This is a genomic window from Variovorax jilinensis, from assembly GCF_030316885.1.
Classification (GTDB): Bacteria; Pseudomonadota; Gammaproteobacteria; order Burkholderiales; family Burkholderiaceae_C; genus Variovorax; species Variovorax jilinensis.
Map to the genome: position 1 here is coordinate 938,025 of NZ_JASZYQ010000001.1, position 19,589 is coordinate 957,613.

Sequence of the window (19,589 nt, forward strand, 5' to 3'; positions counted from 1 at the left end):
GGGAAACCTCGCATTTTCTCACGGGATGCAGGGTGCGCCCGGGCGCGCGCTTTCAGCCGTGCGTCAGGTGGTGAATTCCTCGATCAGCCGTGCCACGCGCAGCGGCTGGTCGTGGTGCAGCATGTGGCCGGAATCGGGCAATGCCTCGATGCGCACCGAGGGCACCGACCGCAGCCGCTCGTGGAATTCCTCCAGCGTGTAGCGGTGCTTCCACCAGCCCGAGAGGCTGTCGTCCGAGGCCTCGACCATCAGCGTCGGCGCCGTGATGCGGGCATAGAGCGCGAGCGTCTCGTCGACGCGGAAGATGTGGGCGTTGACGATCTTGTGCGCCGGGTCGCCGAGGATGTGCCAGCGCGCGCTGCCGTCGGGTTGCGCGTCGCTGGCGGCCCAGTGGCCCGCGAGCCAGTTCGCCTTGTCGGCCGTCAGGCGCGGGTTGGTCTTCATGAGCCGGCGCGCCACGCCCTCGACGCCGGGATAGGCCGCCAGCGCCTTCTCGCCGCGGTGCAGGCTCTTGAGCTCGTCGATCCACTGGCCGTAGCGCGCGGGCGCCTCGTCGGGCTTGCGAAAGGGCATGCCGAAGCCTTCGAGGTTGATGAGCCGGCGGATGCGCTGCGGCCGCACGCCCGCGTAGTGCATCACGACGTTGCCGCCCATGCTGTGGCCGACCAGGTCGACCGGACGCGCGGCATCGCCGGCGCCCGTGTAGTGATCGAGCAGCCATTCGAGGTCCGCCATGTAGTCGGCCAGCCAGTAGTTGTCGACGCCGCCGCCATCGGTGAGGCCGAAGCCGCGCCAGTCGGGCGCGAGGACGAAGCGGTCGTCGGCCAGCGCATCCACCACGAATTGCCACGATGCGCCGACGTCCATCCATCCGTGCAGCAGCACCAGCGCGGGCCGCGGATCGGACGGATCGCCCCACAGGCGCACGTGGTAGCTGAGATTGCGCACGGGCACGAATTCGCTGCGCGAGGGACGAAGGACTTGGTACATGGACGCCGATGATAAGGAGCGGCGCCGGCGGCCGCAGTCCGCCGCACGACAGTCCGCAAAGCGCGCTAGCATCCCGCGCATGAAAAAGATCCAACTCGGTCGCAGCGACCTGCACGTCACCCCGATCTGCCTCGGCACCATGACCTTCGGCGAGCAGGTCGACGAGGCCACCGCCCACGCCATCCTCGACCGCTCGCTCGAACGCGGCGTCGATTTCATCGATACGGCCGAGATGTATGCCGTGCCCGCGCGCCGCGAAACCTTCGGCGCCACAGAGACCATCATCGGCAACTGGTTCGACAAGAATCCGGGCGCTCGGGGCAAGCTCGTGCTCGCGACCAAGGTGGCGGGCCCGTCGCGTGGCATGCCCTGGGTGCGCGAGGGCAGCGGCATGACGGCGGCGGACATCACGGCCTCGTGCGAGGCCAGCCTCAGGCGCCTGAAGACCGACGCCATCGACCTCTACCAGATCCATTGGCCCGAGCGCCACGTGCCGGCCTTCGGACAGCTCTACTACGACCCGCAGAAGGAGACCTCGGCGACGCCGATCCACGAGCAGCTCGAAGCGCTCGGCAAGCTGGTCGCGGCCGGCAAGGTGCGCGCCATCGGGCTCTCGAACGAGACACCCTACGGCGTGCACGAGTTCGTCCGCCTGGCCGAGCAGCACGGTCTGCCGCGCGTCGCGAGCGTGCAGAACGTCTATTGCCTGGTCAGCCGCGCGCTGGAGAACGGCCTCGACGAGACCATGCACCGGCTCGACGTGTCGCTGCTGGCCTACTCGCCGCTGGCCTTCGGCCTTCTGACCGGCAAGTACGACCAGAGCGGCACCGAGGGCCCCGATGCGCCCAAGGGTGCGCGCATCTCGAGCTACGAATCGGTGCGCAAGCAGCGCTGGGGCCGGCCCGATGCCCTCAAGGCCGCGCGCCGCTACAACGCGCTGGCCATCGAGCACGGCCTGACGCCGGCGCAGATGGCGCTGGCCTTCTGCTACACCAAGTGGCAGGTGGCAAGCACCATCATCGGCGTGACCTCGGTGGCGCAGCTCGACCAGGACCTCGACGCCTGGGGCACCACGCTGTCGGCCGAAGTGCTGGCCGAGATCGACAAGATCCGCTGGGAACTGCGCGACCCGGCATCTTGAGACCTTGCGGGACAGACCAAGAAACCGCGTAGCGGTTTTTGCTCTGTCCTCAACTGACTGAAGACCCGTGGCCAAGAAACCCCACGTCTCGGAAACTCCCGCCACCCAGCTGCTGCGGGCGCGCGGTGTCGCCTTCACCGAGCATCCCTACGAGTACCTCGAGCACGGCGGCGCCCAGCACAGCGCCGAGGTGCTCGGCCTCGACCCCTTCACGGTGGTCAAGACGCTCGTCATGCAGGACCAGGACGCCAAGCCGCTGATCGTGCTGATGCACGGCAATCGCACGGTATCGACCAAGAACCTCGCGCGCCAGATCGGTGCCAAGTCGGTCGAGCCGTGCAAGCCCGAGGTCGCGAACCGGCACAGCGGCTACCTGGTCGGCGGCACCTCGCCCTTCGGCACGCGGCGGGCGATGCCGGTCTACATCGAGTCGACCATCCTCGAGCTGCCGCGCATCGCGATCAACGGCGGGCGGCGCGGCTACCTGGTGGGGATCGATCCGCGGCTGTGCCTGAGCCTGCTCGACGCCCGTCCGGTGCAGTGCGCGCTGGCAGAATAGCCGGTTGCCCCGTTTCGGGCCTCGCCGCCGGGTCGCCCGGCGCCATCGACAACCAGAGCCTTGCCCGTGAGTTCCTTCATTCCCCCGCTGATCGCGGTCTTGCTGTCCTATCTGCTGGGTTCGCTGTCCTTCGCGGTCATCGTCAGCAAGTCCCTCGGCATGGCCGATCCCCGCAGCTACGGCAGCAAGAATCCGGGCGCCACCAACGTGCTGCGCTCGGGCAACAAGGGCGCCGCGCTCGCGACGCTGCTGCTCGATGCGCTCAAGGGCTGGCTGCCGGTGTTCCTGGTGCAGCAGTTCGGCGCTGCCTGGGGCATGGACGCCGGTGTCGCGGCGGTGTGCGGCCTGGCCGCCTTCCTGGGCCACCTGTATCCGGTGTTCTTCGGCTTCCAGGGGGGCAAGGGCGTGGCGACCGCGGCCGGCGCGCTGTTCGGCATCGGCCCGCTGCTCGGGCTTGCGACTGCGCTCACCTGGCTGATCATCGCGGTGTTCTTCCGCTACTCGTCGCTCGCCTCGATCGTGGCCGCCTTCTTCGCGCCGGCCTACTACCTGATCGGCGGCCAGATCGCCTGGCCGCTCGACCTCTGGGTGCTGCTGGCGCTGGTCTCGATCAGCCTGCTGCTGGTCTGGCGCCACCGCGAGAACATCCGTCGGCTCGCGACCGGGACCGAGTCGCGGCTCGGCGCCAAGGCCAAACCCGGCAATTGATTCACAGGGGACAACGACATGGCAGATATCCAGCGCTTTCACGTCGGACCGCGGCTCAGCGAGATCGCGATCCACAACGGCACCGTCTACCTGGCCGGCCAGGTGCCGGACGACCTGTCGCAGGACATCCGGGGCCAGACCGCGCAGGTGCTCGGCATGGTCGAGCGCCTGCTGGAAGAGGCCGGCAGCGACAAGTCGCGCATCCTCATGACGCAGATATTCCTGTCCGACATCACGGACATCACGGCCATGAACGACGTCTGGGACGCCTGGATCCCGGCCGGAAACACGCCGCCGCGTGCCACCGTGCAGGCCGCGATGGCCAAGCAGGGCTACAAGATCGAGATCGTGGTGACTGCGGCCGCGGCCTGAGTCAGAACCGTTTTTCCAGCACCATCTGGTCGGCGTCGCGGCGCATCGAGAAGCGGCTGATGAAGCTGTTGCCGAGCAGGATGAAGGGCATCGGCTGCTGCGAGACGATGGCCTCGACGTCGTAGACCTCGACGTCGCCCACCCGCACCGAATCGAGTCGCACGCGATAGCCCTGCGCCACGCCGTTGGCGGTGTTCATGCGCACCGGCTGGCCCTTGCTGAAGTCGAGCCCGATGCGCTGCGCATCGGCGGCCGACATCGCGACCGTGGTGGCACCGGTGTCGAGCATGAAGGACACCGCGCGCCCGTTGATCGCGCCCTGCGCCATGAAATGGCCGCCGCTCGACACCGGCAGCACGATGCGCGTGCCGCCTGCGCCCGAGGCGCCGCCGCCGCCGATGCTCACCGGCGTGTCCATGCGAAGCACCGCGCGCTTGCCGGCGGCCTCGACGGTCGCCGTCTCGCCTTGCAGCGACACCAGCCTGACGCCCTGGAAGGTCTCGCCGACCGCCAGCGTCTTGGGCGCGCCGGAGTTCACGATCAGGATCGCGCGGCTGCCGATGGTGCCGGTCAGCGTGACCGACTGGGCGTGGACGAGGCCGCAGGCGGCGGCCAGCAGCAGCGCGAGGAATGCCTTCATGGGAAGGCGATCAATCGCGGAAGTTGTTGAAGGTGAGTGGCAGGTCCGGGACGTCCTTCTTGATCAGCGCCATCGCGGCCTGGAGGTCGTCGCGCTTGGCGCCCGTGACGCGCACCGCGTCGCCCTGGATCGCGGCCTGCACCTTGAGCTTGCTGTCCTTGATCAGGCGCTGGATCTTCTTCGAGGTCTCGGTCTCGATGCCGCTGCGGACCTTGACCACCTGCTTGACCTTGTCGCCGCCGATCTTCTGGACGTCGCCCTTGTCGAGGAAGCGGACGTCGACGCTGCGCTTGGTCAGCTTGTTGCGCAGGATTTCCTCGACCTGCACGAGCTGGAACTCGGCGTCGCCGATCATGGTGATTTCCTTGTCCTTGAGCTCGACCGCCGCCGCCGTGCCCTTGAAGTCGAAGCGCGTGCCGATCTCCTTGGCGGTGTTCTCGACCGCGTTCTTGACCTCGGGCAGGTTGGGTTCACAGACGGTGTCGAAGGACGGCATGTAGGAGGCTCCGGAAACGAAAAGGAATGTGCAGCGCACCGTGTTGCGCGGCGTGCGAATGCGACAATTCTCCCATGATCGTGGAGTCCAACGTCGCCCTGCAGCAGCACAACAGCTTCGGCATCGTCGCGCGCGCGCAGCATCTGGCGCGCATCGCCGGCGAGGCCGACGTGGCGGCGCTGCTGGCCGACGCCCGCTGGCGCGATGCACCCAAGTTCGTGCTCGGCGGCGGCAGCAATATCGTCCTGACCGGCGACGTCAAGCCGCTCGTGCTCAAGGTCGAGATCAAGGGCCTGCGCCTGGTCGAGGAGACGCCGCGGGCCTGGATCGTCGAGGCCGGCGCCGGCGAGGTCTGGCACGATACGGTGCGCTGGACGCTCGCGCAGGGCTTCCCCGGCCTCGAGAACCTCGCGCTGATCCCGGGCACGGTGGGCGGCTCGCCGGTGCAGAACATCGGTGCCTACGGGGTCGAGCTGCAAGACCGCTTCGATTCGCTCGACGCCATCGATCTGCGCAGCGGCCGCGCCTTCACGCTCGACGCGGCCGAATGCGCGTTCGGCTACCGCGATTCGGTGTTCAAGCATGCGGCCAGTGGCGACAACGATTTCGGGCTGGCGGGCCGGGCGCTGATCACGCGCGTGCGCTTTCGCCTGCCCAAGCCATGGAAGCCGGTGCTCGGCTACCTCGACCTCGAGCGCAAGATGGACGAGACCGGCAACTTCCAGCCCACGGCGACCGAGATCTTCGACTGGATCTGCGCCATCCGCCGCGCCAAGCTGCCCGACTGGCGCGTGCTGGGCAATGCGGGCAGCTTCTTCAAGAACCCGACCGTGACACCCGAGCAGTGCGCCGACATCATCGCGCGCGATCCCAAGATCGTTCACTACCCGATGGCCGACGGCAGCATCAAGCTCGCAGCCGGCTGGCTCATCGATGCCTGCGGCTGGAAGGGCAAGTCGGTCGGCAATGCTGGCGTGTACGAGCGCCAGGCACTGGTGCTGGTCAACCGCGGCGGCAGCACCAACCCGGTGACTGGCGGCGAGGTCATGACACTGGCCAAGGCGATCCAGACCAGCGTCTACGAACGATTCGGCATCCGGCTGGAGCCCGAGCCGGTCGTGGTGTGAATCGCGGCCGGCGCAGCCAGGCCTGTTCGTGAAACACCGCGGAACCGGCTTTGCCGGGCCGCTGGTGTTGCCCCGGCGGGGGTGGGCGCCCGGACACGAAGTGCTGGGGAACCCGGGGGCGAGCCTACTTTTCGTCGTTCTTGAGCCGGGGCAGCGAAGCCCCTTGCGTCGTCGACAGCAGGCCGGCCTGCGTGTAGATGCCGAGCTTGGCGCGCGTGTCGACGATGTCGAGGTTGCGCATCGTCAGCTGGCCGATGCGGTCGAGCGGACTGAAGGGCGCGTCCTCGACCTTTTCCATCGACAGGCGCTCGGGTGCGTAGGTGAGGTTGGGGCTCTCGGTATTCAGGATCGAGTAGTCGTTGCCGCGGCGCAATTCGATCGTGACCTCGCCGGTGACCGCACGCGCCACCCAGCGCTGTGCGGTCTCGCGCAGCATGATCGCCTGCGGGTCGAACCAGCGGCCCTGATAGAGCAGGCGGCCCAGGCGGCGTCCGTGGTCGCGGTACTGCTCGATCGTGTCCTCGTTGTGGATGCCGGTCACGAGCCGTTCGTAGGCGATGAACAGCAGCGCGAGGCCGGGCGCCTCGTAGATGCCGCGGCTCTTGGCTTCGATGATGCGGTTCTCGATCTGGTCGCTCATGCCCAGGCCGTGGCGGCCGCCGACCTTGTTGGCTTCGAGGATCAGCTCGACAAGGTTCGGGTATTCGACGCCGTTGATCGCCACCGGGCGGCCTTCCTCGAAGCGCACCGTGACCTCTTCGCGCTTGACCTCGACCTCGTCCTTCCAGAAGGCGACGCCCATGATCGGCTGCACGATCTTCATGCCGCTGTTCAGGAACTCGAGGTCCTTGGCCTCGTGCGTGGCGCCGAGCATGTTGGAGTCGGTCGAATAGGCCTTCTCGCTCGACATCTTGTAGGCGAAGCCGGCCTTCTGCATGAACTCCGACATCTCCTTGCGGCCGCCGAGCTCGTCGATGAAGGTCTGGTCGAGCCAGGGCTTGTAGATCTTGAGCGCCGGGTTGGTGAGCAGGCCGTAGCGATAGAAGCGCTCGATGTCGTTGCCCTTGAAGGTGCTGCCGTCGCCCCAGATGTGGACGTCGTCTTCCTTCATCGCCGACACCAGCATGGTGCCGGTCACGGCGCGGCCCAGCGGCGTCGTGTTGAAGTAGGTCAGGCCCGCGGTCGTGACGTGGAAGGCGCCGGCCTGCAGGGCGGCGAGCCCTTCGGCGGCGAGCTGCGTGCGGCAGTCGATCAGCCGCGCCAGTTCGGCGCCGTAGAGCATCGCCTTGCGCGGGATCTCTTCGTAGTCGGGTTCGTCGGGCTGGCCGAGGTTGGCGGTGTAGGCGTAGGGCACGGCGCCCTTGTTGCGCATCCAGTGCAGCGCGGCACTGGTGTCGAGGCCGCCCGAGAAGGCGATACCGACCTTCTGGCCGGCGGGAACGCTCTGGAGAATCGTGGACATGCTCGGAATCCGGTTCAGCCGAAGTGGCAGATGTAGCTGTAGGGTTCGCCGCTCACGCGGATCTGGAAGCTCGCGTTGCCGGGGATGCTGAACTTCTGGCCCGCGCCCGAGGACTGCCATTCGGTGCTGCCCGCGAGCAGGTATTCGCAGCTGCCGCCCACGCCCTCCATGATCTCGGGCGCGCCCGTGTTGAAGGTCAGGGTCGAGGGCAGGATCACGCCCACCGATTTCTTGCTGCCGTCGGCCAGCGTGAGGTTGTGGCTCACGCACTTGCCGTCGAAGTAGACGTTGGCCTTGGCCGAGACCGTGGCGTTGGGGAGGGATTCGGTAGTGCTCATGGTAGGAAGCTGGCGCGGTGCAAAGCCCGTGATTTTAGGCTTGCCGACCCGCTTCCCCGCCCGGACGGGCGTTTCAGCGCCAGCCGCGCGAGTAGCCGAAGCCCAGCGAGATGCCGATCGGCGGGAAGGCGTAGGCCGGCTGCGGGTAGTAGGCCGGGGCGCTGTAGTAGACCGGGGCCGGCTGCACGTAGACCGGCGCCGGCGCATAGACCGCGGGTGGCGGCGTGTAGACCTGCGCCGGCTGGGCGTAGACCGGGGCGCCGCCGCCCGAGACCACCACGCCCGGCTCGGGCACCACGTTCTGCCAGGACTGCTGCGGCATCGGCTGCATCTGCTGCATCTGCTGCGGAGCATCGACCGGTGCCGTGGCGATCTGCGGCTGGGGCGCCACCGGCGACGGAGTGGCGAGCCCGTAGGCCGTGGAATCGACCCAGATGCTGGCGCCCGGCGGGTTCGCGACCGTGGTGTTGTACTGGCGGCCGGCGTATTCGTAGACGACGTTGTAGCGGATGTTGCCGTTCGAGTTGGTCACGGGCGAACTCGTGATCACGCGGGCCTGCACCTGCTCGGCTTGGGCCGCCGTGCCGAAGGCGGCCAGTGCAGTCAGCAGCGACAGGGCGGAAAGGGTGCGGATGCTCGTTCGGGTCATGTCTTTTCTCCTGGATTTCCCGGGGCGGAACCGCCCCTCGCAACGCGGTTGGATGAATTCGGCCCCTGGGGGTTCCGGCAAATTGCAGGTAGAAGCCGCCTTGCCGGTCTCAGACGTGATTTTTCCACGCATCGGCGTCGAATCCGGTCGTAACGTCCCGGGCTGCGCCCCAGTTGACCACCGGCCGCTTGATCAGGCTGGGGTTCTCGAGCAGCACCGCGCGGGCCGAGGCGGCATCGACCACCGACGCCCGCGTGGCGTCGTCGAGCCGGCGCCAGGTCGTGCCGCGCCGGTTGACCAGAGCCTCCCAGCCCGGCGCCTGCAGCCAGCGGTCGAGCTCGGCCTCGGGCACGCCGGCCTTCTTGAAATCGTGGAAGGTGTAGGCCACGCCGTGCGCGTCGAGCCAGGTGCGGGCGCGCTTCACCGTGTCGCAGTTCGGAATGCCGTAGAGGGTCGTCGTCATGCGCCGATGATGCCCGCGCGGCCGGTCGGCGACAATTCCGGCCTCCATGAAAACCCTAGACGACTGGCTGGCGCACGCCGAGCACCTGCATCCCAAGAACATCGAGCTGGGCCTCGATCGCATCCGCGCGGTGGCGCAGCGCCTGGGCCTGGCCTTCGACTGCCCGGTCATCACGGTGGCCGGCACCAACGGCAAGGGCTCGACCTGCGCCATGCTCGAGTCGATCCTGGGCCATGCGGGCTACCGGACCGCGGTCTTCACCTCGCCGCATCTCGTGCGTTTCGAGGAGCGGCTGCGCCTCGCAGGCGAGGCCGTGGCCGGCGACCGGCTGGCCCCCTTCTTCGAGCAGGTGGAGCAGGGCCGCGGCGACGTCGCGCTGACCTACTTCGAATTCACCACGCTCGCCATCCTGCTGTGCAGCGCGGCCGCCAGGCCCGACGTCGCGATCCTCGAGGTCGGCCTGGGCGGCCGGCTCGACGCCGTCAACATCGTCGATGCCGACTGTGCGGTCATCACGAGCATCGACCTCGACCACATGGAGTTCCTCGGGCCCGACCGCGAAAGCATCGGCTTCGAGAAGGCTGGCGTGATGCGCGCCGGCAAGCCCGTGATCGTCAGCGATCCGGTGCCGCCGCAGAGCGTGATCGACCATGCAGAGGCGATCGGCGCCGACCTCTGGCGCGTCGGGCGCGACTTCAACGTGATGGGCGACCAGCAGCAATGGGGCTGGAGCGGCCGCGGCCGGCGCTACAGCGGGCTGGCCTATCCGGCGCTGCGCGGCGCCAACCAGCTGGTGAACGCGGCCGGGGTGCTGGCGGCGCTCGAGGCGCTGCGCCAGAAGCTGCCGGTCACGGCCCAGGCGGTGCGCACCGGCCTCGCGATGGTCGAGCTGCCGGGGCGCTTCCAGATCGTGCCCGGCGAGCCGACGCTCGTGCTCGACGTGGCGCACAACCCGCACGCGGTCGCGGCGCTGGCCGAGAACCTCGACGCCATGGGCTTCTATCCCACCACCCATGCGGTGTTCGGCGTGATGGCGGACAAGGACCTGGCGCCGATGTTCGCGCGCATCGGGCCGATGATCGACCGCTGGTATTTCACCGATCTGCCGGTCGCGAGGGCGGCAAAGGCCGACGACCTGATCGTTCGCTGGCAGGCTCAGAATCGGCGCAAGGACGTCGCCGCGAGCGTGCACGGCGGGCCCATGGAGGCGCTGCAGGCGGCCATCGATCGCGCGGACCCCACTGATAGAATCGTGGTCTTCGGATCGTTCTTCACCGTGGGTGGTGTGCTCGAGCACGGAACACCCCGTCTGGGAGCCAGGCACCTGTCTCCGGGCCCCTGAAAACCGCCTGATTCACGGCGCCTTCCTTTCCGTTTCAACCGCACGCTGCACCCTCCAGGACAACGAAATTCATGGCGTTCTTCAAGTTCCGCAACCGCGGTCCTCAGGGCAACGAAGGCCGCAGCGCCGCGGCCACTGCGCCACCGGCGGAAAGCATCGAGGCGCTGCGCCGCCGGGCCCGCCACCGGCTGCTCGGCGCGGCCGTGCTGGTGCTGATCGGCGTGGTCGGGTTTCCGCTTCTGTTCGACACCCAGCCGCGACCGATCTCGGTCGACATCCCGATCGAGATTCCCGATCGCAACAAGGCCAAGCCGCTGGTACTGCCGACGCCGCCCGTGGCCGCCAATGACAAGGCCGCAGCGCCGCCCGCTGCCACGCCGGCGCCCGCGCCGGCCCCTGCCCATTCGGGCAGCGCCGGGATGATCACCGAATCCGCCGACGGCTCGGAGATTCCGGCCGGCAAGCTGGCCGCCAGCGAAACGGCGACCGCAACCCGCTCCGAACCGGCCCCCGAGACCAAGGCGGCCCCCAAGCCCGAACCCCGCAAGGCCGAGATCAAGGCCGAAGCCAAGCCCGAGCCGAAGCCCGAAGCCAAGCCCGCCGCGCCGAAGCCGGCGCCGCTCGACGACGCCGCGCGGGCACGCGCCCTGCTGGAAGGCAAGTCCGCCCCGGTCGCGGCCGCCGCGGCAGCCACCGCCGCGGCAGCCACCGCGCCGACCGCCAAGCCGTCCGACGAGAACGGCCGTTTCGTGGTCCAGGTCGGTGCCTTCGCCGATGCCGACAAGGCGCGCGAGGTGCGCCAGAAGCTCGAGAAGTCGGGCCTGAAGACCTACACGAGCGTAGCCAAGACGGCTGACGGCGAACGCACACGCGTGCGGGTCGGCCCCTTCGCCTCGCGTGCCGAGGCCGACAAGGCGGCGGGCAAGGTCAAGGGCTTGTCTTTGCCGGCTGCCGTCCTCAGCTTGTAGGCTCGCAGCCGACGTGGCCACGCTCGACTGGATCGCCGTCGCGCTGCTGCTGGTGTCGATGCTGCTGGGCCTGGTGCGCGGGCTGGTGTTCGAAGTGATCTCGCTGGCCGGCTGGGTGCTGGCTTTCGTGGCGGCGCAGTGGCTCGCCGAAGACGTCGGCCGCTGGCTGCCGCTCGGCGATCCGGCCGGAAGCTGGCGCTACGCGGCGGGCTTCGTGCTCGTGTTCGTGGCCGTGGCGTTCGGGGTCGGCCTGATGGCGGCGCTGACGCGCAAGCTGATCGCGGCGATCGGCCTGCGGCCGGTGGACCGGATCCTCGGCGGCGTGTTCGGCGTGGCGCGCGGCGCGGTGGCGCTGCTGGCGGTCGCGGTGGTTGTTCATTTGCTGGCGTTGAGCGACAGTGCCTGGTGGCACGATTCGCGCAGCGCCGTTGTTCTCGATGCGGCATTGCAGGGCCTGAAACCCGCGCTGCCTGATAAGTTGGCAAGCTACCTGCCCTGAGAGGATCTCTTCATGTGTGGAATCGTCGGCGTCGTCAGCAACGCCCCCGTCAATCAACTGCTCTACGACGCATTGCTGCTGCTGCAGCATCGCGGCCAGGATGCGGCGGGCATCGTCACGCTGCTCGAGCGCAAGTTCTTCATGCACAAGGCCAAGGGCATGGTGCGCGACGTCTTTCGCACCCGCAACATGCGCGGCCTGCCGGGCAATGTCGGCCTCGGGCAGGTGCGCTACCCGACCGCGGGCAACGCCTACAGCGAGGAAGAGGCCCAGCCCTTCTACGTCAACGCGCCCTTCGGCATCGTGCTGGTGCACAACGGCAACCTGACCAACGCGCACGCGCTGCGCGCCGAGCTGTTCTCCACCGACCATCGCCACACCAACACCGAGAGCGACTCCGAGGTGCTGCTGAACGTGCTCGCGCACGAGCTCGATCGCGCCACGCGCGGCGGCATGCTCAATTCGGCCACCGTGTTCGAAGCGGTGCGCAGCATGCAGCGGCGCCTGCGCGGCTCGTACGCGGTGGTGGCGCTGATTGCCGGCCACGGCCTGCTGGCCTTCCGCGATCCCTACGGCATCCGCCCGCTGGCCATGGGCCGCGGCGCCGACGGCACCGTGATGGTGGCCAGCGAGTCGGTGGCGCTCGAAGGTTCGGGCCACGTGTTCGAACGCAACATCGCGCCCGGCGAGGCGGTCTTCATCGACCTCGCGGGCCAGGTCCATGCCGAGCAGTGCGCCGACGCGCCGTCGCTCCACCCCTGCATCTTCGAGTTCGTGTACCTCGCGCGTCCCGACTCGGTGCTCGACGGCATCTCGGTCTACCAGGCGCGGCTGAACCTCGGCGAGACGCTGGCCAAGCGCGTGGTCTCGACCGTGCCGCCCAAGGACATCGACGTCATCATCCCGATCCCCGAATCGAGCCGGCCGAGCGCCACGCAGCTCGCGCACCTGCTGGGCATTCCGTACCGCGAAGGCTTCGTGAAGAACCGCTACGTCGGCCGCACCTTCATCATGCCGGGGCAGGGCGTTCGCAAGAAGTCTGTGCGCCAGAAGCTCAACGTGATCGCGAGCGAGTTCAAGGGCCGCAACGTGCTGCTGGTCGACGACTCCATCGTCCGCGGCACCACCAGCCGCGAGATCGTGCAGATGGCGCGCGACGCCGGTGCGCGCAAGGTCTACCTCGCGAGCGCCGCGCCGCCGGTGCGCTATCCCAACGTCTACGGCATCGACATGCCGACCAAGGACGAGCTGGTGGCGCACGACCGCACGGTCGACGAGATCCGCGAACTGATCGGCTGCGACGCGCTGATCTACCAGGATGTCGATGCGATGAAGCGCGCCATCGGCTCGCTCAATCCGAAGATCGACGGTTTCGATGCATCCTGCTTCGATGGCGTCTACGTGACGGGCGACATCGACACCGAGGCCATCTTGCGCATGAACGGCTCGCGTCCGCGCGTCGAGGAGAACGAGGAAGATTCCTCGCGTCTCGCGCTGCCCAACCTGGCGGAGTGAGCGCGTGACCGACCGATCCCTGCCCGCCGGCCTGCACCGTGACACGCTCGCGGTGCGCACCGCGCTCGAGCGCAGCCAGTACGGCGAGAACTCCGAGGCGCTGTTCCTCACGAGCAGCTTCGTGCAGCCCGATGCCGAGACTTCGGCGCGCCGCTTCGCAGGCACCGAGGAAGGCTTCACCTACACGCGCACCTCGAACCCGACGGTCGCGAGCTTCGAGCAGCGGCTGGCCGCGCTCGAGGGCACCGAGGCGGCCATCGGCGCCTCGAGCGGCATGGGCGCGATCCTCATGATGTGCATGGGGCTGCTGCGCGCGGGCGACCATGTCGTGTGCTCGCGTTCGGTGTTCGGCTCCACGCTCAACCTGATCGGGCGCGAGTTCGCCAAGTTCGGCGTCGAGACCACCTTCGTCTCGCAGACCGACGTCGCCGAATGGCAGGCCGCGGTCCGCCCGAGCACGAAGCTGCTGTTCGCCGAGACGCCGACCAATCCGCTGACCGATGTCTGCGACATCCGCGCGCTGGCCGATCTGGCGCACGGCGCGGGCGCGCTGCTGGCGGTCGACAACTGCTTCTGCTCGCCGGCACTGCAGCGGCCGGTCGAGCTCGGCGCCGACCTGATCATCCATTCGGGCACCAAGTACCTCGAAGGGCAGGGGCGCGTGCTGGCCGGCGCGATCTGCGGCTCGGCCAAGCTGGTCAACGAGGTCTTCGGCCCCGTGGTGCGCACCGCGGGCATGGCGCTGTCGCCGTTCAACGCCTGGGTGGTGCTCAAGGGCCTCGAGACGCTGGGCATCCGCATGCAGGCGCATTGCGCCGGCGCGCTGGCGCTCGCGCAGTGGCTCGAGACCCAGCCCGGTGTGGCGCGTGTCTACTACCCGGGCCTGGCCTCGCATCCGCAGCATGCGCTCGCGATGCGGCAGCAGTCGGGCCTCGGCGGCGCGGTCGTGTCCTTCGACGTCGAGGGCGACGGCCCCGAGGCATCGCGCGCGAACGCCTTCCACGTGATCGACAGCACGCGCGTGCTGAGCATCACGGCCAACCTCGGCGACACCAAGACCACCATCACCCATCCGGCCACCACCTCGCACGGGCGCCTGACCGAAGCGCAGCGCCAGGCGGCCGGCATCGGCCAGGGCCTGATCCGCGTCGCGGTGGGCCTCGACCATATCGACGACATCAAGGCCGACCTGCTGCGCGGGCTCGGCACGCTCGCATGACCACCCTGAAGACCCGTACCCGTTTCGCGCCGTCACCGACCGGCTTCATCCACCTCGGCAACATCCGTTCGGCCCTCTATCCATGGGCCTTCGCGCGCTCCACGGGGGGCGACTTCATCCTGCGCATCGAGGACACCGACGTCGAGCGCTCGACGCAGGCCGCGGTCGACGTGATCCTCGAGGGCATGGCCTGGCTCGGTCTCGACCACGACGAGGGGCCGTTCTATCAGATGCAGCGCATGGACCGCTACAAGGCGGTGCTGGCCGAACTGCAGGCGGCGGACCAGGTCTACCCCTGCTACATGAGCATGGCCGAGCTCGACGCGCTGCGCGAGAAGCAGATGGCCGCCAAGGAGAAGCCGCGCTACGACGGCACCTGGCGTCCCGAGCCCGGCAAGACGCTGCCGCCGGTGCCCGAGCGCGTGCAGCCGGTGCTGCGCTTTCGCAATCCGCAGGGCGGTGTGGTCGCCTGGGACGACAAGGTCAAGGGCCGCATCGAGATCGGCAACGACGAGCTCGACGATCTCGTGATCGCGCGGCCCGACGGCACGCCCACCTACAACTTCTGCGTCGTGGTCGACGACATCGACATGGCGATCACGCACGTGATCCGCGGTGACGACCACGTCAACAACACGCCGCGGCAGATCAACATCTTCCGTGCGCTCGGCAAGGAACCGCCGGTGTACGCGCACCTGCCCACCGTGCTCAACGAGCAGGGCGAGAAGATGAGCAAGCGCAACGGCGCCAAGCCCGTGACGCAGTTTCGCGACGAAGGCTTCCTGCCCGAGGCGATGGTCAACTACCTCGCGCGCCTGGGCTGGAGCCACGGCGACGACGAGATCTTCTCGCGCGCGCAGTTCGTCGAGTGGTTCAACCTCGACCACCTGGGCCGCAGCGCCGCGCAGTTCGACGAGACCAAGCTGCGCTGGGTCAACGCGCAGCACCTGAAGGCGATGGCCGACGATGCCCTGGCGCCGCTGGTGGCCGCGCAGCTGCACAAGGCCCACGGCATCGTGGCGGACGATCGCCTGCCGGCCATCTGCGGCCTTTTCAAGGACCGCTGCGACACCACGGCCGCGCTGGCCGGATGGGCCGCGGCCTTCTACGCCGACGTGAAGGCGAGCGATGCCGATCGCGCGCAGCACCTGACCGATGCGGTGCGCCCGGCGGTCGCTGCGCTTGCGGATAAACTATCGACCGTCGCCTGGGACAAGGCAGCGATCGCAACGGCCATCAAGGAAGTGCTGGTCGCGCAAGGTCTCAAGATGCCGGTACTGGCCATGCCGGTGCGGGTGCTCGTGATGGGCACGCCGCAGACGCCATCCCTCGATTCGGTGCTCGCGCTTTTTTCTCGCGAAACTGTTTTGAAGAGATTGAAAGAGGCCTGATTTTCAGGCTATAATTTGAGGCTCGACACCCAGGGGGGTATAGCTCAGCTGGGAGAGCGCTTGCATGGCATGCAAGAGGTCAGCGGTTCGATCCCGCTTACCTCCACCAACAATGGTGTCGAGAAGAGTTTGAAGAAGAAACAAGCGCTGATCGCAGCGCGGTTCCTAAGGTTTTGACCCTATCGTCTAGAGGCCTAGGACACCACCCTTTCACGGTGGCTACCGGGGTTCGAATCCCCGTAGGGTCGCCAGTTTCATCGCAAGATGAAGCCGGCACGAGTCGCAGCACTCGGCTCCGCAAGGAGCGAACGTTGTCTACCAGGAGTGGTAGTTCAGTTGGTTAGAATACCGGCCTGTCACGCCGGGGGTCGCGGGTTCGAGTCCCGTCCACTCCGCCAGATCGAAACCCTTGCGAGTCAACGACTTGCAAGGGTTTTTCTCTTTCTGGGGCGCTCTCGCAAGTCATCCTGTACCGGCTTCTCCAGCGCCCCCATCAGTGGCCGCGCTCCTCGGTCTTGAACAATCCCCGGATGTTCAGCGCTGCAAGGCATATCTGCAGCGCGATGAGCGCCCACGCTGCACTGTGAACGCCCCAGACGATCCAGAGCACGTTGCTGCCGAGAAAGATCCAGAAGCCCGCATTGCGCCGGCTTTGCGAATTGGATGCCACCAGCCAGGCGGCGGCGACGGACGCGGCGAAGGCGGGCCATTGCACAAGATCGAGCATCGAGCGGCTTTCTCTTCGTTACCGGGCGCTGGCGCACGGCTACTTGGGCCGGGGCCGCTTCAAGGACCTGTCGGGCATGCTGAGCCTGCCAGCGCGCAGTTCGCCCACGGCGCGGGCGACGGCGCGCGCCACGTTGCGTGTCTCTTCCTGCACGTCCGTATCCTTGTCGAGTGCATCGTGGCTCGTGGCGTAGGGCTCGTAGTAGCCGATGTAGCGGTCGAGCCGCGCCTGCACGCCAGCGTCGACAAGCCCCATCCAGTCGAGCCAGTCGCACAGGTTACGTCGCAGACTTTCGATGCCGGCCACGTCGCCGTGGACGAGCACGCCATAGACGCGGCCGTCCAGATGCTTCGGGAAATGCCAGCCGTCGCCGTCGAGTTCGAGCGCCTTGGCCTCGTCGGCCTTCTTGCCGTGCGTGCTCGTGGGATCGGGGTTGCCGCCATCGGCGCATACGAGCCGGTCGATCATGAGCTTGAGCGGGCTGGTTGCCTGGTACCAGTGCGTGGGCGTGATGAGGATCACGCCGTGTGCCGCCACCCAGCGCTCGTAGATGTCGTTCATCCAGTCGCCGGTCTGGCGCAGCGAATGATTGGGGTAGCAGCTGCAGGGCCAGTGGCACAGCGGCATGGCCGTGGACACGCAGCTCTTGCAAGGGTGGATCTGCTTGCCGTATTCCGAGGTGACGAGGCTCAGGTCGAGCACGTCGGCCTCGATGCCGTCGGCTGCGAGCACTTCACGCGCGAGCTCCGTCAAGCGCCATGACTTCGACATCTCGCCGGGGCATGTGCCGTCGTTGCGCGGTGAACCGTTGACCAGCAACACGCGCGATCGCGTCTCGGGACGGCCCCATGCCGCCTGCGCCGCATCGATGCGCGCCTTTGCATCGAGCCAGTCGACGGAGAGGTCGTAGTCGGGGTCCGCATAGCCCGGACCGGCCTTGCGCGTCACGGGCGCCTTGCGCCCCTCGTGATAGGCCTCCCAGGCGACGATTTCGATGCGGCGCAGCGACTCGGCCTCGGCCTGGAAGGCCGGGTCTTGATAGTTCTGCATGAAGCGCTCGTGGAACTCGGCGCGCTCCAGTTCGCCTGGCGCCTGTCCTTTTCGGATCGTCGGTGTCATGCCGCAACGTAGCTCTGTGCTGCGAAACCGGCACGCGGCGCCAAGGCCGAGTTTCGGTAGGCGCGCAACTACGTTGTTGGCGAGTGTCCGACAGCCACGCCGACGCGGAGCGTTGTCGCGGGCAGGCGGATCTCGCGGCACTTCTGCTGCTCGGGGCCGCACGCAGTTTGACCTCACTGTCAGTTGCGGCTCCAATCTGCGCAGATCGGGCGGTTCGCCCGGCCGCGCAGAGGAGTGCATCCCCGATGAGTCAACTCCGGACGACCTTCACACGCGCTCTTGCCGCGCTCCTTGCCTTCGGCTTGCCGATCGTCGGCGCGATCCTCATTGCACGCCATCTCGCAGCCGAAGAACTCGAGGCCGAGACCCGCTCGCTGGCCGCAGAAGTCGTACGCCGCTCGGACCAGGCGCTGGAGCAGTTCGAGCACGGCATCGCCCAACTGAAGCTGGATCCAGGCATCGATCGATGCTCCGAAGCCGATGTCACTCGAATGCGCGAGATCACCTTGCGTGCGCTCCACTTCGATGCCATGGGCCGCGTGTCGGGCGATTTTCTCGAATGCTCGTCGTTCGGGGAGCAGGCCTCCCCCTATCTTCTCGGCCCGACCGATCTCGTGTCGGACAGCGGCCTCGCGATACGGCGCCGCGTGCTGCTGCCCATTGCACCCAACGTGCCCTTCGTGGTTGCCGTGAAGGATGGCTATGCCATGCTCGTTCGACACAGCGTGGCCAGCGACATCTTTGCCGACGACCGCGCAGCTTCGTTCGGTACGTTCACTCTCAAGGATGGCCATCCGATCTGGGAGCAGGGCCGTTTCGACTCGAAGTGGAACCGCGCATTGGGCAACGGGCCCGAGGCTGTGTTCCGGGGCGATGGCAACGTGGTCGCAGTGCAGCGCTCGACGCGCTATGAATTCGGTGGCTTCGCCGCCCTTCCGCTGCGCTACCTGGACGCAGCTACGCACTATTTTTCACGCACGCTCGCACCTGCCGGAGCCGGCGCAGGCATCCTGCTGGTGCTGGCACTCGATCGGCTTCGCCGCCATCGGGGTTCGGTGCCGGCGATGCTGCGCGGCGCACTCAGGAGGAACGAGTTCTTCGTGCTCTACCAGCCTACGATCGACCTTCGGACCCGGCGCTGCATCGGAGCCGAGGCACTGATCCGCTGGCGGCAGGCGAACGGCAATCTGGTGCGCCCCGATCTCTTCATTCCGGTGGCCGAGGAATGCGGCCTGATTGAAAGAATCACGGAACGGGTGGTGTCGATCGTCGCGCGCGACACTGCGGCGTTGCTGCTCGCGCATCCCGAATGCCATGTCGCCATCAACCTGTCTCCGGCCGACCTGCAATCCGCGTCGACAGCCCCCATGCTGCGTGCACGCTTCGCGGCGGTGGGTGTCGAATCATCCCGTATCGTGGTCGAGGCGACCGAGCGCGGCATGCTCAATCTCGATGCCGCGCGCGGCATCCTGGACGAACTGCATTCGATGGGAATACGCGTGGCGATCGACGATTTCGGTACCGGGCACTCGAGCCTCTCCTATCTTTCGAACCTCAAGTTCGACTATCTGAAGATCGACAAATCCTTCGTCGATGCGATCGACCAGAATGCGGCCACCAGCCATGTCGTCAATCACATCATCGACATGGCCGCGACGCTGCGCATGACCGTGATCGCCGAAGGCGTCGAGACCGAAGCGCAGGCCGTGACGCTGCTGAGCTGGGGCGTCCCCTATGCCCAAGGCTGGTTGTTCGACAAGCCGTTGACGGTCGATGCGTGGGCGGCGCGACTTGCGGCAGACCATCAAAACACTTGACTGCGACGTCTGGATGTCGTCTGCTCGCCCACACAAGAGGAGACAGC

Annotated in this window: 21 protein-coding genes and 3 tRNA genes; 15 read left to right on the top strand and 9 right to left on the bottom strand. The window is 67.6% G+C overall.

From position 1 onward, the window contains the following. Positions 1-63 precede the first annotated feature (63 nt). Positions 64-990 carry an alpha/beta fold hydrolase gene (locus QTH87_RS04530; RefSeq protein ID WP_286607244.1) on the bottom strand — a complete coding sequence of 309 codons (927 nt, stop codon included), beginning with the start codon at positions 988-990 and terminating at the stop codon, positions 64-66. A 79-nt stretch (positions 991-1,069) separates the two neighbouring features. Between QTH87_RS04530 and QTH87_RS04535 the strand changes: the two genes are divergently transcribed. The 4 genes from QTH87_RS04535 to QTH87_RS04550 all read left to right on the top strand — a co-directional run bounded on the left by QTH87_RS04535 (position 1,070) and on the right by QTH87_RS04550 (position 3,770). Beyond that, positions 1,070-2,131 carry an aldo/keto reductase gene (locus QTH87_RS04535; protein WP_286607245.1) on the top strand — a complete coding sequence of 354 codons (1,062 nt, stop codon included), beginning with the start codon at positions 1,070-1,072 and terminating at the stop codon, positions 2,129-2,131. A 67-nt stretch (positions 2,132-2,198) separates the two neighbouring features. Continuing rightward, positions 2,199-2,690 (top strand): aminoacyl-tRNA deacylase, encoded by a 492-nt coding sequence (locus tag QTH87_RS04540; RefSeq protein WP_286607246.1) that lies wholly within the window; start codon positions 2,199-2,201, stop codon positions 2,688-2,690. Between the two features lie 66 nt (positions 2,691-2,756). After that, entirely contained in the window at positions 2,757-3,398 is a 642-nt protein-coding gene (gene plsY, locus QTH87_RS04545) for a glycerol-3-phosphate 1-O-acyltransferase PlsY (RefSeq protein WP_286607248.1), read from the top strand. 18 nt (positions 3,399-3,416) lie between these two features. After that, positions 3,417-3,770, top strand: a complete 354-nt coding sequence (locus QTH87_RS04550; RefSeq protein WP_286607250.1) for a RidA family protein — start codon at positions 3,417-3,419, stop codon at positions 3,768-3,770. 1 nt (position 3,771) lies between these two features. Here the strand turns inward: QTH87_RS04550 and QTH87_RS04555 are convergent, their stop codons facing one another. Both QTH87_RS04555 and QTH87_RS04560 read right to left on the bottom strand, forming a co-directional pair. Continuing rightward, on the bottom strand, positions 3,772-4,410 hold the full coding sequence (locus tag QTH87_RS04555) for a retropepsin-like aspartic protease family protein (RefSeq protein WP_286607252.1): 639 nt from the start codon (positions 4,408-4,410) through the stop codon (positions 3,772-3,774). A 10-nt stretch (positions 4,411-4,420) separates the two neighbouring features. Beyond that, entirely contained in the window at positions 4,421-4,906 is a 486-nt protein-coding gene (locus tag QTH87_RS04560) for a YajQ family cyclic di-GMP-binding protein (protein WP_286607253.1), read from the bottom strand. 74 nt (positions 4,907-4,980) lie between these two features. Here QTH87_RS04560 and murB point away from each other — a divergent pair, with 74 nt between their 5' ends. Then, positions 4,981-6,033 (top strand): UDP-N-acetylmuramate dehydrogenase, encoded by a 1,053-nt coding sequence (gene murB, locus QTH87_RS04565; protein ID WP_286607255.1) that lies wholly within the window; start codon positions 4,981-4,983, stop codon positions 6,031-6,033. Positions 6,034-6,157: 124 nt separating this feature from the next. On the opposite strand, the gene argG is transcribed toward murB, so the two are convergent. The 4 genes from argG to QTH87_RS04585 all read right to left on the bottom strand — a co-directional run bounded on the left by argG (position 6,158) and on the right by QTH87_RS04585 (position 8,945). Continuing rightward, a complete protein-coding gene (gene argG, locus QTH87_RS04570; RefSeq protein ID WP_286607256.1) occupies positions 6,158-7,495 on the bottom strand; it encodes an argininosuccinate synthase in 1,338 nt (445 codons plus the stop codon). 14 nt (positions 7,496-7,509) lie between these two features. Continuing rightward, complete coding sequence (gene ppnP, locus QTH87_RS04575) at positions 7,510-7,833, bottom strand: pyrimidine/purine nucleoside phosphorylase (RefSeq protein WP_286607257.1); 324 nt, start codon at positions 7,831-7,833, stop codon at positions 7,510-7,512. Positions 7,834-7,906: 73 nt separating this feature from the next. Beyond that, entirely contained in the window at positions 7,907-8,482 is a 576-nt protein-coding gene (locus QTH87_RS04580; RefSeq protein ID WP_286607260.1) for a hypothetical protein, read from the bottom strand. Positions 8,483-8,591: 109 nt separating this feature from the next. Continuing rightward, on the bottom strand, positions 8,592-8,945 hold the full coding sequence (locus tag QTH87_RS04585; protein WP_286607262.1) for an ArsC family reductase: 354 nt from the start codon (positions 8,943-8,945) through the stop codon (positions 8,592-8,594). Positions 8,946-8,979: 34 nt separating this feature from the next. Between QTH87_RS04585 and folC the strand changes: the two genes are divergently transcribed. The 9 genes from folC (at position 8,980) to QTH87_RS04630 (ending at position 16,277) form a co-directional block, all read left to right on the top strand. Beyond that, positions 8,980-10,287: a bifunctional tetrahydrofolate synthase/dihydrofolate synthase gene (folC, locus tag QTH87_RS04590; protein ID WP_444812751.1), complete on the top strand. Its 1,308-nt coding sequence runs from the start codon at positions 8,980-8,982 to the stop codon at positions 10,285-10,287. A gap of 71 nt (positions 10,288-10,358) precedes the next feature. Next, entirely contained in the window at positions 10,359-11,255 is an 897-nt protein-coding gene (locus QTH87_RS04595; RefSeq protein ID WP_286607264.1) for an SPOR domain-containing protein, read from the top strand. Between the two features lie 13 nt (positions 11,256-11,268). Then, positions 11,269-11,754 carry a CvpA family protein gene (locus QTH87_RS04600; RefSeq protein ID WP_286607266.1) on the top strand — a complete coding sequence of 162 codons (486 nt, stop codon included), beginning with the start codon at positions 11,269-11,271 and terminating at the stop codon, positions 11,752-11,754. Positions 11,755-11,766: 12 nt separating this feature from the next. Beyond that, complete coding sequence (purF, locus tag QTH87_RS04605; RefSeq protein ID WP_286607267.1) at positions 11,767-13,269, top strand: amidophosphoribosyltransferase; 1,503 nt, start codon at positions 11,767-11,769, stop codon at positions 13,267-13,269. A gap of 4 nt (positions 13,270-13,273) precedes the next feature. Beyond that, positions 13,274-14,488 (top strand): O-succinylhomoserine sulfhydrylase, encoded by a 1,215-nt coding sequence (locus tag QTH87_RS04610; protein ID WP_286607268.1) that lies wholly within the window; start codon positions 13,274-13,276, stop codon positions 14,486-14,488. Next, entirely contained in the window at positions 14,485-15,879 is a 1,395-nt protein-coding gene (gene gltX, locus QTH87_RS04615; RefSeq protein ID WP_286607270.1) for a glutamate--tRNA ligase, read from the top strand. The genes QTH87_RS04610 and gltX overlap by 4 nt, the downstream gene beginning before the upstream one ends. Positions 15,880-15,912: 33 nt before the next feature. Further along, positions 15,913-15,988: transfer RNA gene (locus tag QTH87_RS04620), tRNA-Ala, on the top strand. Positions 15,989-16,054: 66 nt separating this feature from the next. Then, positions 16,055-16,130 (top strand) — tRNA-Glu (locus QTH87_RS04625). Between the two features lie 70 nt (positions 16,131-16,200). Next, positions 16,201-16,277, top strand: a tRNA-Asp gene (locus QTH87_RS04630). A gap of 95 nt (positions 16,278-16,372) precedes the next feature. On the opposite strand, the gene QTH87_RS04635 is transcribed toward QTH87_RS04630, so the two are convergent. Together QTH87_RS04635 and QTH87_RS04640 are read right to left on the bottom strand one after the other, a co-directional pair. Beyond that, positions 16,373-16,606: a hypothetical protein gene (locus QTH87_RS04635; RefSeq protein WP_286607272.1), complete on the bottom strand. Its 234-nt coding sequence runs from the start codon at positions 16,604-16,606 to the stop codon at positions 16,373-16,375. A gap of 39 nt (positions 16,607-16,645) precedes the next feature. After that, a complete protein-coding gene (locus tag QTH87_RS04640) occupies positions 16,646-17,725 on the bottom strand; it encodes a flavodoxin family protein (RefSeq protein ID WP_286607273.1) in 1,080 nt (359 codons plus the stop codon). A gap of 245 nt (positions 17,726-17,970) precedes the next feature. Here QTH87_RS04640 and QTH87_RS04645 point away from each other — a divergent pair, with 245 nt between their 5' ends. Then, complete coding sequence (locus tag QTH87_RS04645; protein WP_286607276.1) at positions 17,971-19,542, top strand: EAL domain-containing protein; 1,572 nt, start codon at positions 17,971-17,973, stop codon at positions 19,540-19,542. Positions 19,543-19,589 lie beyond the last annotated feature (47 nt).

Bases quoted from the DNA above. Each gene is read 5' to 3' on its own strand.
- QTH87_RS04530 (WP_286607244.1), bottom strand. From the start codon at position 990: ATGTACCAAGTCCTTCGTCCCTCGCGCAGCGAATTCGTGCCCGTGCGC.
- QTH87_RS04535 (WP_286607245.1), top strand. From the start codon at position 1,070: ATGAAAAAGATCCAACTCGGTCGCAGCGACCTGCACGTCACCCCGATC.
- QTH87_RS04550 (WP_286607250.1), top strand. From the start codon at position 3,417: ATGGCAGATATCCAGCGCTTTCACGTCGGACCGCGGCTCAGCGAGATC.
- QTH87_RS04555 (WP_286607252.1), bottom strand. From the start codon at position 4,410: ATGAAGGCATTCCTCGCGCTGCTGCTGGCCGCCGCCTGCGGCCTCGTC.
- QTH87_RS04560 (WP_286607253.1), bottom strand. From the start codon at position 4,906: ATGCCGTCCTTCGACACCGTCTGTGAACCCAACCTGCCCGAGGTCAAG.
- murB (WP_286607255.1), top strand. From the start codon at position 4,981: ATGATCGTGGAGTCCAACGTCGCCCTGCAGCAGCACAACAGCTTCGGC.
- argG (WP_286607256.1), bottom strand. From the start codon at position 7,495: ATGTCCACGATTCTCCAGAGCGTTCCCGCCGGCCAGAAGGTCGGTATC.
- ppnP (WP_286607257.1), bottom strand. From the start codon at position 7,833: ATGAGCACTACCGAATCCCTCCCCAACGCCACGGTCTCGGCCAAGGCC.
- QTH87_RS04580 (WP_286607260.1), bottom strand. From the start codon at position 8,482: ATGACCCGAACGAGCATCCGCACCCTTTCCGCCCTGTCGCTGCTGACT.
- QTH87_RS04585 (WP_286607262.1), bottom strand. From the start codon at position 8,945: ATGACGACGACCCTCTACGGCATTCCGAACTGCGACACGGTGAAGCGC.
- QTH87_RS04595 (WP_286607264.1), top strand. From the start codon at position 10,359: ATGGCGTTCTTCAAGTTCCGCAACCGCGGTCCTCAGGGCAACGAAGGC.
- purF (WP_286607267.1), top strand. From the start codon at position 11,767: ATGTGTGGAATCGTCGGCGTCGTCAGCAACGCCCCCGTCAATCAACTG.
- gltX (WP_286607270.1), top strand. From the start codon at position 14,485: ATGACCACCCTGAAGACCCGTACCCGTTTCGCGCCGTCACCGACCGGC.
- QTH87_RS04635 (WP_286607272.1), bottom strand. From the start codon at position 16,606: ATGCTCGATCTTGTGCAATGGCCCGCCTTCGCCGCGTCCGTCGCCGCC.
- QTH87_RS04640 (WP_286607273.1), bottom strand. From the start codon at position 17,725: ATGACACCGACGATCCGAAAAGGACAGGCGCCAGGCGAACTGGAGCGC.
- QTH87_RS04645 (WP_286607276.1), top strand. From the start codon at position 17,971: ATGAGTCAACTCCGGACGACCTTCACACGCGCTCTTGCCGCGCTCCTT.